Source organism: Virgibacillus halotolerans (assembly GCF_016908515.1).
Lineage (GTDB): Bacteria > Bacillota > Bacilli > Bacillales > Amphibacillaceae > Virgibacillus_M > Virgibacillus_M halotolerans.
In genome coordinates, this window is the sequence record NZ_JAFBEA010000002.1 from 503,354 (window position 1) to 519,704 (window position 16,351).

14 protein-coding genes are annotated in these 16,351 nt (G+C 41.8%); 11 read left to right on the top strand and 3 right to left on the bottom strand.

Annotation, left to right across the window (positions count from 1 at the left end; translation table 11 throughout):
* Positions 1-213 precede the first annotated feature (213 nt).
* The 7 genes from JOC34_RS08610 (at position 214) to dhaM (ending at position 7,784) form a co-directional block, all read left to right on the top strand.
* On the top strand, positions 214-1,632 hold the full coding sequence (locus tag JOC34_RS08610) for a SpoVR family protein (RefSeq protein ID WP_205136340.1): 1,419 nt from the start codon (positions 214-216) through the stop codon (positions 1,630-1,632).
* A 212-nt stretch (positions 1,633-1,844) separates the two neighbouring features.
* Positions 1,845-3,092 carry a formaldehyde dehydrogenase, glutathione-independent gene (gene fdhA, locus JOC34_RS08615; protein WP_205136341.1) on the top strand — a complete coding sequence of 416 codons (1,248 nt, stop codon included), beginning with the start codon at positions 1,845-1,847 and terminating at the stop codon, positions 3,090-3,092.
* A 242-nt stretch (positions 3,093-3,334) separates the two neighbouring features.
* Complete coding sequence (locus tag JOC34_RS08620) at positions 3,335-4,165, top strand: MIP/aquaporin family protein (protein ID WP_205136342.1); 831 nt, start codon at positions 3,335-3,337, stop codon at positions 4,163-4,165.
* Positions 4,166-4,177: 12 nt separating this feature from the next.
* Complete coding sequence (glpK, locus tag JOC34_RS08625; RefSeq protein ID WP_205136343.1) at positions 4,178-5,671, top strand: glycerol kinase GlpK; 1,494 nt, start codon at positions 4,178-4,180, stop codon at positions 5,669-5,671.
* A 105-nt stretch (positions 5,672-5,776) separates the two neighbouring features.
* Positions 5,777-6,766: a dihydroxyacetone kinase subunit DhaK gene (gene dhaK, locus JOC34_RS08630; protein WP_205136344.1), complete on the top strand. Its 990-nt coding sequence runs from the start codon at positions 5,777-5,779 to the stop codon at positions 6,764-6,766.
* Positions 6,767-6,780: 14 nt separating this feature from the next.
* Positions 6,781-7,401 (top strand): dihydroxyacetone kinase subunit DhaL, encoded by a 621-nt coding sequence (dhaL, locus tag JOC34_RS08635; protein WP_205136345.1) that lies wholly within the window; start codon positions 6,781-6,783, stop codon positions 7,399-7,401.
* Between the two features lie 2 nt (positions 7,402-7,403).
* Positions 7,404-7,784: a dihydroxyacetone kinase phosphoryl donor subunit DhaM gene (gene dhaM / locus JOC34_RS08640; RefSeq protein ID WP_205136346.1), complete on the top strand. Its 381-nt coding sequence runs from the start codon at positions 7,404-7,406 to the stop codon at positions 7,782-7,784.
* A gap of 50 nt (positions 7,785-7,834) precedes the next feature.
* On the opposite strand, the gene JOC34_RS08645 is transcribed toward dhaM, so the two are convergent.
* Positions 7,835-8,707 (bottom strand): YitT family protein, encoded by an 873-nt coding sequence (locus JOC34_RS08645; protein ID WP_205136347.1) that lies wholly within the window; start codon positions 8,705-8,707, stop codon positions 7,835-7,837.
* Positions 8,708-8,871: 164 nt separating this feature from the next.
* Between JOC34_RS08645 and JOC34_RS08650 the strand changes: the two genes are divergently transcribed.
* The 3 genes from JOC34_RS08650 to JOC34_RS08660 all read left to right on the top strand — a co-directional run bounded on the left by JOC34_RS08650 (position 8,872) and on the right by JOC34_RS08660 (position 11,034).
* Complete coding sequence (locus JOC34_RS08650) at positions 8,872-9,075, top strand: alpha/beta-type small acid-soluble spore protein (RefSeq protein WP_205136348.1); 204 nt, start codon at positions 8,872-8,874, stop codon at positions 9,073-9,075.
* A 198-nt stretch (positions 9,076-9,273) separates the two neighbouring features.
* Positions 9,274-10,248, top strand: coding sequence for a bile acid:sodium symporter (locus tag JOC34_RS08655; protein WP_205136349.1), 975 nt, complete (start codon positions 9,274-9,276; stop codon positions 10,246-10,248).
* A gap of 3 nt (positions 10,249-10,251) precedes the next feature.
* Positions 10,252-11,034 carry an HAD family hydrolase gene (locus JOC34_RS08660; RefSeq protein WP_205136350.1) on the top strand — a complete coding sequence of 261 codons (783 nt, stop codon included), beginning with the start codon at positions 10,252-10,254 and terminating at the stop codon, positions 11,032-11,034.
* A 495-nt stretch (positions 11,035-11,529) separates the two neighbouring features.
* On the opposite strand, the gene serA is transcribed toward JOC34_RS08660, so the two are convergent.
* On the bottom strand, positions 11,530-13,116 hold the full coding sequence (gene serA, locus JOC34_RS08665; RefSeq protein WP_205136351.1) for a phosphoglycerate dehydrogenase: 1,587 nt from the start codon (positions 13,114-13,116) through the stop codon (positions 11,530-11,532).
* A gap of 2 nt (positions 13,117-13,118) precedes the next feature.
* On the bottom strand, positions 13,119-14,276 hold the full coding sequence (locus tag JOC34_RS08670) for a pyridoxal-phosphate-dependent aminotransferase family protein (protein ID WP_205136352.1): 1,158 nt from the start codon (positions 14,274-14,276) through the stop codon (positions 13,119-13,121).
* A gap of 275 nt (positions 14,277-14,551) precedes the next feature.
* On the opposite strand from JOC34_RS08670, the gene ilvD reads away from it, so the two are divergent.
* The gene (ilvD, locus tag JOC34_RS08675; protein WP_205136353.1) at positions 14,552-16,237 is read left to right on the top strand and encodes a dihydroxy-acid dehydratase; all 1,686 of its coding nucleotides are present in this window, start codon (positions 14,552-14,554) and stop codon (positions 16,235-16,237) included.
* Positions 16,238-16,351: the final 114 nt, after the last annotated feature.

Sequence of the window (16,351 nt, forward strand, 5' to 3'; positions counted from 1 at the left end):
GGTTATTGATTTTAAGGTTCATGATTTTTGCCCCGGCTCATAAACTATAAAGAAGACTTGATTGAAATGTTATTTATCGCCATTTGAACCTTTGTTGTACGTATGCTGTGCAGATCATACTGGTAGAGCACCTAAATTATTAACTGCATTCACAGCTTGGCAGGATCTACATCTGACAGCAACAAAGCGGATATAAAAAGCACACTTGGAGGGATGATATTGACAGAAACAAAGGGACTGGAATATGCGATTGAAGAAATTACGGAGATTGCGACCGGTTTTGGTCTGGATTTTTACCCGATGCGTTATGAAATTTGTCCAGCAGATATTATTTATACATTTGGTGCTTATGGGATGCCAACGCGGTTCACACATTGGAGTTTTGGCAAGCAGTTCCATAAAATGAAATTGCAGTATGACCTTGGGCTAAGTCAAATATATGAACTAGTGATTAATTCAGATCCTTGTTATGCCTTTTTACTTGATACGAATAGCCTGATTCAAAATAAGCTGATTATCGCGCATGTGCTTGCCCATTGTGATTTTTTCAAAAATAATGTCCGCTTTTCGAATACGAGAAGGGATATGGTAGAAAGTATGACGGCAACGGCAGAACGGATTGCTGCCTATGAAATGATTCATGGTAAGGATGAAGTAGAACGGTTTTTAGACGCGATTTTATCGATACAGGAGCATATCGATCCATCGATTGTAAAGGCAGAAAGAACAGTTGAGGAACTGGAAGCAGATAGAGAAATGGATAAAGCAGCAGCTAAAACACCATATGATGATTTATGGGATCTGGATGCAGCTTCAGATGAAAGTCAGCCTAAATTAGAAAATAGGAAAAAAAAGCACCCAGCCCAACCGGAAAAAGATATATTGCTTTTTATAGAAGAGAACAGTCGTGAGCTGGAACCATGGCAATGTGACATTTTAACCATGATGCGGGAGGAAATGCTGTATTTCTGGCCTCAACTGGAAACAAAGATTATGAATGAGGGTTGGGCATCATTCTGGCATCAGCGCATTTTACGGGAATTGGATTTAACATCTGCCGAGTCGATTGAGTTCGCTTCTCTAAACGCTGCGGTTGTTCAGCCTTCGAAAACAACCATTAATCCATATTATCTTGGGGTAAAGATCTATGAAGATATTGAAAGACGATACAATAATCCAACAGATGAAATGATCATGCTGGGGGAGAAGCCAAATGCAGGCAGAGAAAAAATGTTTGAGGTAAGGGAAGTTGAAGCAGATATATCTTTTGTTCGTAATTATTTAACGAAAGAACTAGTGCAGCGGGAAGATATGTATTTGTTTGAAAAAAAAGGTAGTGACTATACGATTTCCGATAAGGATTATGAAGGCGTAAGGGATCAACTGGTGTCGATGCGGGTCAATGGTGGCTTTCCCTATATCGTCGTTGAAAATGGTGATTTTAATCGGAATGGAGAATTGTATTTAATGCATCGTTATGAAGGAATTGAATTGGATCTGAACTATCTGGAGCATGTGCTTCCTTATATTTATCAACTATGGGGGAGAAATGTCCACATGGAAACCTTTGTAGAGGATAGACAGGTCGTTTATTCCTATGATGGAATGAGTGTAAAGCGTCGCTCTATATAGTTTTTTGTACAAAGATTCATTGGTATCATGCACTTTCCCCCCGATGAATATAAAAGTCTTGTGGCTATTTGTGCTGCAAGGCTTCTTGGTATTAAATTTCAATCTATTAAAAGTTTGAAAAGAATGATTTATCTGTTATAATATAATCTAGAATGAAAGCGCATACACAAAGGGCGACTTTTCTCAACATTATATTTGGAGGAGTGGTTGGTATGTCAAACAAGGCAGTGGTTTACGTGAAGCCAGGAGAGGTAGAGATTCGCGATATCGGATATCCGGATCTCATACTACGGGACGGACCTGGGGTTAATCCATTGAATGTCGGAAGAAAGTGTAATCATGGCGTTATTGTTAAGGTTGTAGCAACAAATATATGTGGTAGTGACCAGCATATGGTGAGAGGACGGACAACAGCACCAAGTGGACTGGCGTTAGGTCATGAGATTACTGGCGAAGTCATTGAGGTAGGAAGTGATGTGGAATTTATTGAAAAAGGGGATTTTGTTTCGGTTCCATTTAATATTGCATGTGGTTGTTGTCCTAGTTGCAGAAGACAGGACACCCATATTTGTGAAAACGTGAATCCTGATCGCCCTGGATCTGCATATGGTTATGTAGATATGGGTGGTTGGGTTGGCGGACAATCCGAGTATGTGATGGTGCCATATGCAGATTTCCAACTGCTGAAATTTCCTGATAAAGATCAAGCGATGGAAAAGATTCTTGATTTAACGATGTTGTCTGATATTTTTCCAACAGGGTATCATGGTGCGGTAAGCGCAGATGTTAAAACAGGCTCAACGGTTTACGTTGCTGGTGCCGGTCCTGTGGGGCTGGCTGCAGCACATTCTGCCCAATTACTTGGCGCTTCTGTTGTTATTGTTGGTGATATGATTGAAGAACGTCTGACGCAGGCGGAAAGCTTTGGATGTGAGACGATTAATTTACGCCAGCATGATGATATTGGTGAACAAATTGAACAAATCTTAGGCGTACCGGAAGTGGATTGTGCGATTGATGCGGTGGGTTTTGAGGCAAGCGGACATGGGGAAGACGCTGGTGAAGCGCCTGCAACCGTTCTTAATTCAATTATGGGTGCTACTAGAGCTGGTGGACGTCTAGGTATCCCTGGATTATACGTGACTGGAGACCCTGGAGCGAAGGATGCTGATGCGAAAGAAGGTACATTGAAAATTCGCTTTGGATTGGGTTTTGCAAAGGCACATACATTTGTAACTGGTCAAACGCCTGTCATGCGATACAATCGAGATTTAATGAAAGCGATTTTAAGTGGTAAAGCTAATATTGCAAAAGCGGTTAATGCAACCGTTATTTCTTTGGGACAGGCTCCCGATAGCTATAAAGCATTTGATAATGGGGCATCAAGGAAATTTATTATTGATCCGCATGGGCTGATTCGTAATAGACATGAATTACAGACGGCAGACAGCATTAATTAATGAAAGGGTACAGGTGCACACCAAATACTTCCAAATGGTAATTCGTAAGAGAAAACTATTGACAGCGATTTCAATATGGGTTACCATTTAAATTAACAAGTTAATGATGACGTGATTGAGTTATGGAGACCCACGCCACAATAGTACACTTCTGAAGCGAAGTATACCTATTGTGTCGTGGGTTTTTTATATTAAAAATTAATTTGTTAACGTGTTCATAAATTGTAAAGAGGTGGAACAGTATGTCTGAATTTTTAGCTGAACTAATTGGAACAATGATCCTTATTATTTTAGGTGCAGGTGTTGTTGGAGGTGTTGTGTTAAAAAAATCTAAAGCTGAAGATGCTGGTTGGGTTGTTGTTACACTCGGTTGGGGTCTTGGGGTTACGATGGGTGTATATGCAGTTGGTAACTTTACAGGCGCACATCTTAATCCAGCTGTAACGCTGGGATTTGCAGCAGCAGGTGAATTCCCGTGGGCAAAAGTTCCCACCTACATCACTGCGCAAATGATTGGTGCTATGATTGGTGCGGGCATTGTTTTTCTAAATTACTTGCCGCATTGGAAGGCGACAAAAGACCAGGGCGCAAAGTTAGGCGTATTTGCAACAGATCCTGCTATCCGTAGTCCGCTTTCAAATTTACTGAGTGAGATGGTTGGTACCTTCGTATTATTGTTAGGTCTTATGTTTATTGGTGCTAACGAAATAACGGAAGGTTTAAACCCATTAATTGTGGGTGCATTAATTGTTGCGATTGGTATGTCATTAGGGGGAGCAACTGGATATGCGATAAATCCGGCACGTGACCTTGGGCCACGAATTGCCCATGCCTTGTTGCCGATACCCGGAAAAGGCGGATCCGATTGGGGATATGCTTGGATCCCTGTCGTTGGGCCAATTCTAGGAGGTGTTTACGGCGCTGTATTTTACAATGCAATGTTTATGGGTAACTACTCGGTAACATTTTGGATATTAAGTGCAGTTGTTGCTATCATTATTGTTGCGGCAACGCATAATGAATTGAAAAAAGGGAATAGAACAGTAGAGGAGTTTGAAAGTAAAATTAATTAGGGGGAAACAAACATGAGTGAAAAATTTATTTTATCTATTGACCAAGGAACAACAAGCTCGAGAGCAGTTATATTTAATAAAAAAGGTGAGATTGTAGAAACCGGACAAAGAGAATTTGAACAGTTTTTCCAAAAACCGGGTTGGGTAGAGCATGATGCTAATGAAATATGGACATCTGTACTTGCCTGTATTGCAGAGGTGACACGTAAAGCGGATATTGACCCGAGTCAAATTGCAGGTATTGGTATTACGAATCAACGTGAAACGGCAGTTGTATGGGATAGGCATACCGGCAAGCCGATATACAAAGCAATTGTCTGGCAATCCCGACAAACGGAAGGAATTTGTGAAGAATTGCGCCAAGCAGGCTATAATGATTTATTCAGAGAAAAGACAGGTTTGTTGATTGATCCATACTTTTCCGGAACAAAAGTAAAATGGATTCTGGACAACGTGGAGGGTGCAAGAGAGAAAGCAGATAATGGAGATTTGCTATTTGGTACAGTTGATTCATGGCTTGTTTATAAATTATCTGGTGGGACAACGCATATCACCGATTATTCCAATGCTGCAAGAACGCTCATGTATAATATTTATGACTTAAAATGGGATGATGAACTGCTTGATATTTTAACAGTGCCAAAAAGTATGCTGCCGGAAGTGCATCAATCATCAGAAGTGTATGCGAACACAGTTGACTATCATTTCTTTGGTCATGAAGTCCCAATTGCGGGGATTGCCGGTGACCAGCAGGCGGCCTTGTTCGGTCAGGCATGTTTTGAAAAGGGAATGGCTAAAAACACTTACGGAACCGGTTGCTTTATGCTTTTGAACACAGGTGAAGAAGGCGTTGTATCTGAAAACGGTCTACTGACGACCCTGGCATGGGGGGTTGATGGTAAAGTGGAATATGCGCTCGAAGGAAGTATTTTTGTTGCTGGATCAGCGATTCAATGGCTACGCGACGGATTGCAGATTATTGAAGATTCACCGCAAAGTGAGGATTATGCTACAAAGGTAGATTCAACCGATGGTGTATACATGGTTCCAGCTTTTGTTGGACTTGGGACACCATATTGGGATAGTGATGCACGTGGAGCAATGTTTGGTTTGACGCGTGGTACCACAAGAGAGCACATCGTCCGTGCAACACTGGAATCCCTTGCATATCAAACAAAAGACGTTATGGACGCCATGATTACCGATTCTGACATTGATTTAAAAATTTTACGTGTGGATGGCGGCGCAGTTAAAAATGATTTCCTCATGCAGTTTCAAAGCAATATCTTGAATGCGTCTGTTGAACGACCAGTTATTCAGGAAACAACTGCACTGGGCTCAGCGTATTTGGCAGGATTAGCTGTTGGTTACTGGAAGGATAAAGAGGAAATTGCTAAGCAATGGAAGAATGAACGCACCTTTGAAAGTGAACTTGATACAGAAAAACGTGATGAATTGTATGCCGGCTGGCAAAAAGCCGTCGAGGCAACGAGAAAATTTAAATAAATTTAAAAGGGAGAGATCGTGTTTGTGGATCTCTCCTGTTTTACATGAATGGAAGAGCATAATAATAAATACCTTTTTTCTAAAATGGAAAGGAAGTGACGAAGGATGAAAAAAATTATTAATGACCCAAATCAAGTTGTACAGGACATGGTAGCAGGGATGGTTAGCGGATTTACAAAAACAATCAAACAAATTCCGGAAACAACTGTTATTGTCAGAACTGACGCACCTATAAAACGTAAAGTAGGGCTGGTCAGTGGAGGGGGAAGTGGTCATGAACCTGCACATGCTGGCTATATTGGTAAAGGAATGCTTGACGCTGCTGTGGTAGGTGAGGTTTTCACATCGCCCACACCTGATCAGATACTGAAAGCAATCAAGGCTGTCGATGGCGGTGCGGGTGTGTTTTTAGTCATTAAAAATTACACTGGCGACGTGCTTAATTTTGAAATGGCCGCGGAATTAGCAGAAGCAGAAGGAATTCAAGTTGAAAAAGTAATTGTAAACGATGATGTAGCAGTGGAGGATAGTTCATTTACGACAGGTCGCCGCGGGATTGCTGGTACTGTTTTGGTACATAAAATCGCGGGGGCGATGGCTGAAAGTGGTGCATCACTGGCAGAAGTAAAACGAGTGGCCGAGAAAACGGTTCAAAATGTTCGTTCCATAGGAATGGCGCTCAGTCCCTGCACATTACCTGCAGCCGGTGAGCCAAGTTTCGAATTGGAAGAGCGGGAGATGGAGATAGGGATCGGCATTCACGGAGAACCTGGCATTGAACGAAAACAGCTTGTATCGGCTGACGATATTGCAGTAGAGCTGACAAATAGACTACTTGCAGATTTCGATTTCTCTGGTGATGTAGCCGTGATGATCAATGGTATGGGAGCGACACCGGAAATGGAGCTGTATATTGTTAATCAAAAAGTACAAACCATTTTAGCGGAAAAGGACATCAATGTGTATCAGACATTTGTCGGGGAATATATGACAGCGCTAGAGATGGCTGGCTGCTCCGTTACATTATTGGGACTGGATGATGAGCTTAAAATGTTGCTCGAAACAGCCTCAGACGCGCCTGCATTTAGGGTTTAAGGAGGAGGTAAAACATGAAGTTAACTGTAAATAACTCGATACAATGGTTTTTAAAAGCAAATGAAAAAATGCAGGAAAACAAGGAATATCTCACATTGCTGGATAAGAAAATAGGGGATAGTGACCATGGTATTAACATGGCACGTGGATTTCAAGAAGTAGCTAATAAATTGCCAACACAGGATTATGCATCGGTTTCAGACGTATTGAAGGACGTGGCAATGACCTTGATGTCTAAAGTGGGGGGTGCTGCTGGGCCGTTATATGGCACGATATTTTTAAAAATGTCCACGGCAGTTAAAGGGACAGACCCCGTAGATTATCAAACATTTACGAACGGACTTGAAGAAGGTCTAGTAGGAGTTAAACAGCGCGGTAAGGCTGACGTGGGTGAAAAAACACTTGTTGACGTGTGGGCACCAGTTGTGGATTTCTTCAAACAAGGAGTCGATTTCCAGGCAGATCAGCTAGTTGAAACTGCCGAGAATGCGATGGACAATACAAAGGATATACAAGCGAGTAAAGGCAGAGCGGCTTATTTTAAGGAAAAATCAATTGGGCATATTGATCCAGGCTCCACTTCATCTTTTTATATTTTTGAAGCACTAGCAGAAGTAATTAGGGAGGGGGAGTAGAATTGGCTGATGTAGGTATTGTGTTGATATCCCATAGCCCTAAAATAGCAGCGGGAATAAAGGATATTATTCGTCAAGTCATTACCGAAGTTCCGATTGAAACAGCAGGCGGTACAGATGAAAATGAAATTGGAACAAATATTGATAAAATCTTAAATGCGATGGAAGCGGCTGATACTGGGAAAGGCGTATTGCTATTTTATGACATTGGCAGTGCGAAAATGAACGCAGAAATGGCAATTGAAATGTCAGAAAAGGAAAATAGCATGTTGATCGATGCGCCATTGGTCGAAGGTTCTTACGTTGCTGCAGTAGAAGCAGGAATGGGGAAAAGTTTACAAGAAGTCCATGACGCTGTAATTAAATCATTTTCTAAAAGATAGCAATAAACAAAGCCTTGTCCAGAAAAAATCTGACAAGGCTTTTTGCTGCATTACAATTTTTGTCCGTAATATTTATCGAGTGAGAACCCACGCCCGAGGATTTCAGAGGCGTTAATAAATATGGCGAAGGTGGATGGCTCCTCTTTTTGCAGAATCCGTTTTAACTGTACTGCTTCCGGTTGCTCTGTCACACATAAAATCATGGTGCGCTGCTCATTAGAATAACCGCCAACAGAACGGACTTTTGTTAAACCACGATCAACATTATCGTGAATGAGTCCTTGGATCTTATCCTCATCATCTGTGATGATTAATATCAATTTTGTGGCAGCTGTTCTTAATTGTACGGTGTCGATAGCTTTACTCGTAATAAAAATACAGATTAAGGCAAATAAAGTGAGCTCTAAATTAAATACGATAATGGAAGCTATGACAACAAACCCGTCCACAATCAATTGGGAATAGCCACTTGAAAGCCCGGTGAACTTTTTCACAACCTGGGCAATGGCTGCCGTTCCCCCGGTGGAGCCACCACCTTTATAGACAATTCCAAGTCCTGCACCAAGAACAATGCCACCGTAAAGTGCTCCTAAGAAAGGATTGGTAATGGTATATGGTATATTAGCGCTTAGGAAAATAATAAATGGCACCCAAAACGTACCGACCAATGTTTTACCGCTGAAATCTTTTCCCATCGCAATCCAGCCAATAATAAAGATGGGGAGATTAATAATGACTTGCGTGAGCGCTGGGCTTAGACCATACATTTCAAATAATATCGTACTAACTCCAGAAATTCCTCCAGCGGCAAGTTTTGATGGTAATAAAAATATATTATAGGCAAGTCCAACCAATGTTGCCCCCACAATAATCTGTAAGTATTCATACAAGGTGCTGTTCTGTTTAAATAATGATCTATTCATGATGTTGTCCGAATTCCTTTCTAATGCATACTGCTATCATCTTATCATTGGAAGGACATCCAGTAAATATGCCTAAAGAAATCAATTGGTATATTGTATGTTTTTATTCAAATAATAAACCTGAACAGGGTTTTCTGTTCAACTACCCCGAGGAGTGATTAACGATGGCAGACAGCAATGACAGAAATGAATTGTTAGTGCCTGGAGCGGAAAATGCAGTGGACAAGATGAAGGAAGAAGTCGCAAATGAATTCGACGTTGAACTTGGAGCTGATACAACTGCACGTGAAAACGGATCGGTGGGTGGCGAGATGGTCAAACGTATGATCAAGATCGCCGAAGAAAGTATGGAAAGTCGAAACAAATAGGTAGAGAAAATGCGCCAATGCATCAATGTATTGGCGTGTTTTTTTCGTGTGTACATCAATCTTAGTATTTTTAAAATAGTAAAAGCATCTATCTTTATACCTGTCAATATGGTAAAATCATTCATTATCCGAATATTGATTGTAAATGTAAGTGTCAATAGACAGAATAATGTAAATACATATAAGGGGGAAATTCAAGTGAAGACTTTAGAAAGAATTAGTAATTTTGCGGGAAATACATTTGCAATTTGGGTTATTCTATTTGCTGTTTTAAGTTTCTTCCTACCAGGTGGTTTTACATGGATTGCGCCGCATATATCACTCCTGTTAGGTGTGATCATGTTCGGGATGGGACTAACGCTAACTTTAGGTGATTTTAAATCTGTATTTAAGGCACCAAAAAGTGTTTTCGTAGCTGTTTTGGCTCAGTACATCATCATGCCTTTACTTGCGTTGGGACTTGCTACTTTATTTCAGCTTTCTCCTGAGGTTGCTGTGGGCGTGATCTTGGTCGGCTGTTGTCCCGGTGGAACGGCATCCAATGTGATGACATTTCTGGCCAAAGGGAACACTGCTTTATCTGTATCGGCTACGGCAGTTTCAACATTGCTTGCACCCATTTTAACACCCGCTTTAACCTTGTTGCTTGCGAGTAAATGGCTGCCAGTTTCTGCAGGAGATATGTTTATGTCGATTGTCAAAATTGTTTTGCTACCGATTATTTTAGGCATCATTGTTCGTCTGTTATTTAGTAAACAGGTAGATAAAAGTGTTGCGGTTTTACCACTTGTTTCTGTAATAGGGATTGTTGCAGTAGCTGCAGCAGTTGTATCTATCAACACAGAATCTATTGTTAAATCAGGTTTGCTGATTTTCTTTGTGGTCGTCCTGCATAACGTATTAGGACTTGCCCTTGGTTTTCTATTATCAAAATTAATCAAATTGGATTTCGCAGATCAAAAAGCGATTTCTATAGAAGTTGGGATGCAGAACTCCGGACTTGCATCTTCATTAGCCCTGGCCCACTTTGCGCCGATAGCTGCGGTACCTGGTGCCCTATTTAGTGTTTGGCATAATATCTCCGGTCCTTTACTTGCAACCTGGTGGGGTAAAAGAAGTGAACAGGCTGAAGCTGATGGAGATGATCTGAACAATTTGGAAAGGAAGATTTAATGCATGTTAAAAGCAATACTATTTGATTTGGATGATACTCTGTTGTGGGATGAAAAAAGCATAAAGGCAGCGATGGAAGTGACCTGTGAAATGGTCCATGAAAAATATGGCATACTTCCAGAGGTAGTGGAAGAAAAGGTGCGGGAAAATGCCCGTGCCATCTATGCAACTTATGATACGTATACATTTACCCAAATGATTGGTATAAACCCGTTTGAAGGGCTCTGGGGTAATTTTGCCGATAAAGGAGCGGATTTCCAGCGATTGCATGATTTGGTCCCTGGTTATCGAAAAGAAGTGTGGCGTAAGAGTTTACAGGATCTGGGAATAGAGGATATAGGATTTGGTGATGAATTAGCAGAAACCTTTCCAAAAGCACGTAAAAGTCATCAATACATTTATGAAGATACGTTCAAAGTATTGGATCAACTAAAAGGAAAGTATCAATTACTCATGCTTACGAATGGTTCCCCTGAGTTGCAACGTACCAAACTGGCAATTACGCCTGAACTGGTACCTTATTTTCAGCATATTGTTATTTCTGGAGATTATGGAAAAGGAAAGCCAGACCAGGGGATTTTTAAACATGCTTTAGAGCTGCTTTCCGTTAGCAAGGACGAGGCTTTGATGGTTGGTGATAACCTGATGACGGATATTCTCGGTGCATCGCGAACAGGCATCAAATCGGTTTGGATTAACCGACACCAAAGGAAGCATGGGGAAGTAGCGCCAACTTATGAGGTTTCAAACCTAGAAGCATTATTGCCTATTATTGAAAAACTGTAAGACGAATGAACAGGAGAAGGCACACAGCCATTTTACCAAGCTGTGTGCCTTCTTCTGTTTTTTATACATTGTTGTTGATAAAAACCGCGACGTAAGAGCTGGTTGATTGCCAAAAACGTGTGCTGTTTGCTGCCGCCCGGGATCGCGATCCGGGCAGATCTTTCTACGGGCACGGCCTCATCCCCCTTGCCCCGGCAAGGGGGATGCCGATGATGTCCGTAAAGGACGGTTTTAGTCGGCCTTCATGCCAACCACTTTGCCAGCAGCCCGAATACACGGAGACTCCTGGGGGAGATAAGGCCTAGGTGAGACCCCACAGTGCGTTAGCACGAGGAGGCTCATCAGCCGCCCCCGGAAAGCGAAGTGTATTCGGGCTGCGTCCGGCTGAGTAACTGTCCCATTATCAGCGCTTCAAATCTGACATGGATAGAAGTAACAATCGCAGTTTATCCTTACTTATGGGATTCATTACTTAGAAAAACAACAAACAATTGTTTATAAATCAATCGCAATGACATCATTAATTTCGTTCAGCTCTACCAATGCTTGGAGCGCATCATCATCTGCGTGACGATCCGTTTTCAAGAGCATGATGGCTTCGCCGCCGACATCTGATCGATCTACCTGCATTGTAGCAATGTTGACATCATGTTCTGCCAGCAAGGCCCCCATCTTTCCGATGACGCCAGGCTGATCCTGATGATGAATGACAACAATATGACCAACTGGTGTTACATCAACACTGTAATTGTCTACTTTTACAATCCTTGGGCCTAATCCATTTAATAACGTTCCTGAAACACGTCTCTTGCCGGATTGTGTTGTCACTTCTACAGTAATCAGGTTGGTAAATCCTTTTGCTCTGGAAGTCTTAATTTCATTTATTTTAATTCCCTTTTTATCTGCAAGGTAAAGCGCATTTACATCGTTCACATGGTCACCAAGATGACGTTTCAACAGCCCTTTGACTGTATTTCTAGTTAAGGGTGCAATTTCGACCTCGGATAATGCTCCTGAATATGAAATATTAATTTCTGTTGCTACTTCTTGCGCCAAGTCGATCAAAAATGTTCCCAGTTTCTCAGCTAAATCAAAGTAGGGTTCAATGGTGCTCATAATATCACTTGGAACAGATGACAGGTTAACCGGGTTTTGGACGACACCTCCTGTTAAGAACCGGACAACGTCCTTACCTGCATCAATCGCAACACTTTCCTGTGCCTCAATTGTGCTAGCTCCTAAATGGGGTGTTGCAATCACTTGCGGTAATTCCAACAATTTGTTGTCTAGAAATGGTTCTTCTTCAAAAACGTCCAAGGCGGCACCCGCTACCTTACCTGAAACAATTGCATCATATAGGGCTTCCTCATCAATAATCCCGCCACGAGCACAGTTGACTATTTGTACACCGGGTTTCATGGATTCAAATGCTTCTGCATTAATCATATGCCTGGTTTCTTTCAACAGAGGTGTATGTACTGTAATGAAGTCAGCCTGTTGCAACACATCTTCGACAGTACCATAATCGACTCCCATTTTTTCCGCCTTTTCCTCCGTTAAAAATGGATCATAGGCAATCACATTCATGCGTTGTCCCTTTGCTCTGAAGGCAACCTCCGTACCAATTCTACCAAGACCAACAACGCCAAGTGTTTTATCTTTTAATTCCACACCGACGAACTTTTTGCGGTCCCACTGGCTGTTTTTTAACGCATGGTAGGCCTGTGGAATATTTCTGGAAAGGGACATGATCATTGCCATTGTATGTTCAGCAGCAGAATTCGTATTTCCATTTGGTGCATTCACAACGATGATACCGTGTTCTGTGGCTGCTTCCAGATCAATATTATCAACGCCAACGCCTGCTCTGGCAATGATTTTCAGGCGGGTGGCTTTGCTGATTAATTCTCTGGTTACCTGGGTTTGGCTTCTTACGATCAGTGCATCGAATTCACGAATACGTTCAGCCAACGCTTCCGGTGTCATCTCTGTATCGATGACGATATCGATATTTTCAGCTTGCTGTAGGGGATGAATTCCTTCTTCACTAAGTGGATCGCTAATTAAAACTTGAAATGTCATGATTAAACTTCCTCCTGTAGTAAATAAACTTCCTGCGCTGCTCTGGTAGCTTTACCTAGTTCAATGTTTTTGCCGACTTTCGTTAATGCAATTTCGATTATGCTGATTGTCTGTAATAAATCTGCCGGGGAACAATAACCCATATGTCCAATTCGGAAAATTTTTCCTTTTAGGTGCTGCTGTCCGCCTGCCACAGACAAACCAAATTCCGCTTTTAGTACGCTTCTTAACGCCTCTGCCTCAAAGTCAGCCGGTTTGACCGCTGTAACAGTTGGTGATGCGGCATGATCATCGGTAAGCAATGGGATATCCAGTGCACGAAAAGCTGCGCGTGTCATATTCTTCATTAAGTTATGTCGCGCATAAACTTGATCTAGACCTTCTTCTGCCATAAGCTTTAATGCTTGCTCTAACCCGAATAAAAGGGAGACAGCAGGTGTAAATGGGGTGGCATCCTTAGCTAAATTATCCCGGTACTTTTTGAGATCTAGGTAAAAACGGGCTTGTTCATTTTCTTCAATTACCTGCCAAGCGCGTTCGCTCACAGCAATAAATGTCAATCCTGGTGGGAGCATCATTGCTTTTTGTGATCCTGTAACGAGTACATCAATGCCCCATTCATCCATCTTCGTTTCCACGCCACCAACGCAAGAAACGCCATCAACAACAAATAATGCATTACTGTTTTGTGAAACAACGGCGGCAAGCTCCTGAATTGGATTTAACACACCAGTAGATGTCTCGCAATAGGTAGAAAAGACAACTTTGATTTCCGGGTGTTCCTTTAAGTATGTTTTTATAGTGTCAGGATCTATAGCAGCACCCCATTCTACATCATAACGGTGTACCGAAATATTATATGCTTTACAAATGCTATTGAATCGATCGCCAAAAGCGCCAGTAACGATGACGAGTACTTCATCACCCGGTTTTACAGTGTTTACAACCGCTGCTTCTAGACCGGATGTACCACTTCCTGTAAGCATTAAAATATCCTGTGTCGTTCCGAATATCGGTTTCAATCCGGGTTTAATCCTTTGAATTAATGCGCTTGTTTCTTTTCCGCGATGGCCAATGATGGGCTGAATCGTGGCGCGTTCCACGCTTGGTGGAATTGGACTCGGACCGGGAATACGAAGTATCTGTTGATCAGCTAGCATAGTTACTCTCTCCTCTTTATAGGGGCGTCAGGCACCACCTTGTTTTCTAATGAATATCATACAATAGCTTTATTACATTAATGAGGTAAATTTTAAATTCAGCATAGCAGATCTGCATAGGTTGTCAATGAATGTTGAAAAAAATGCAAATCGCTTCCAAATGGTGTAAACGCTTTATGTATTGATATAAGTACATTCAATTTTTAAATAAAATTAATACATTGAACTATTGAAAAATTAGTCCTATAATAGTCAAAAAGAAGGGTGGGTTTCAGATGGAAAAAGATTTACGCATAAAAAGTCATGTTTTTAGTGAAGGTGCCCTTAAAGCTCCAAACAGAGGGATGCTTCGTGCTGTAGGTGTAACTGATGAAGATTTTAAAAAGCCGATGATTGGTATAGCCAGTACATGGAGCGAGGTTACCCCATGTAATATACATATTAACGATTTAGCTGTTAATGCAAAAGAAGGCGCAAGAGCAGCTGGTGGCGTACCGATGATTTTCAACACGATTACTGTTTCCGATGGTATTTCAATGGGGACACAGGGAATGCGTTATTCATTACCAAGCCGTGATTTAATCGCTGACTCAATAGAAACAGTCGTTGGGGCAGAGAATTTAGATGCATTCGTAGCAATTGGTGGCTGTGATAAGAACATTCCAGGCTGTATGATCGCCATAGCCAATGCTGATGTTCCAGCAGTATTTGTTTATGGTGGTACAATCGCACCTGGTTCTTTACATGGAAAAGATATTGATCTCGTGTCGATTTTTGAAGGTGTTGGTAAGCACAATAACGGAGATATAGACGATGAAGAATTACGATCCATCGAATGTAATGCATGTCCGGGTGCAGGTTCTTGCGGTGGTATGTACACAGCAAATACGATGGCATCTGCTGTCGAAGCAATGGGCATGAGCCTGCCAGGCAGTTCATCCAACCCAGCAGTATCAAACTATAAACCACAGGATTGTGAAAAAGCGGGACGTGCTGTTTACAATTTACTTGATAAAGGAATTTATCCAAAAGATATCATGACGAAAGAGGCATTTGAAAATGCGATTACCGTCGTCATGGCACTTGGCGGATCCACAAATGCGATCTTGCATTTAATGGCAATTGCCCATGCAATCGAAATAGATTTAACATTGGAAGACTTTAATCGTATCCAGGAGAAAGTTCCACATCTTGCGGACTTAAGACCGAGTGGTAAATATGTTATGCAAGACCTGCATAATGCTGGTGGTGTACCTGCAGTAATGAAAATGCTTTATGAAGCTGGTTATTTACATGGAGATTGTTTAACTGTTACAGGCAAAACAATTGCCGAAAACCTTGCCGAGGCGTCAGATCTTGTTGAAGGACAGGAGGTCATTATGCCGTTTGATAATCCGAAGCGTGCAGATGGTCCGCTAATTGTTCTAAAAGGTAATTTAGCGCCCGAGGGTGCCGTTGCGAAAGTGTCCGGTGTTAAAGTAAGCAGACATACAGGACCTGCTCGTGTGTTTGATACGGAAGAAGAAGCAACAGAAGCGGTCACACACGATAAAATTAAAGAAGGCGATGTGTTGGTTATCCGTCATGTCGGACCAAAAGGTGGACCAGGTATGCCGGAAATGCTATCCGTCTCATCCTTGTTAGTTGGAAAAGGCATGGGGGAAAAAGTAGCCTTACTGACGGACGGCAGATTCTCTGGTGGTACACATGGCCTGGTTGTTGGACATATTGCCCCGGAAGCACAAGACGGTGGACCGATTGCTTTCCTAAAAGAAGGCGATGCAGTTACGATCGATTCCAGCAAGCGGGAAATTTCATTCGAAGTAACTGAAGCAGAGCTAGAACGTCGTAAAGAAGATTGGGTTGCACCACCATTATATAAAAAAGGTGTGCTAGGTAAATACGTACACAATGTCGGAAGTTCTGCTAAAGGTGCAGTTACCGATTATTTAAATAGATAGTGATAAGGACTCCAGTTTAATGAACTGCCCCCTGTCAAGTAGACAGTGGAAATAATAAAATAATTTAGGCGGCCATAGTCCTATATTCTATAGGGCTGTGGCCATTTAATTTGT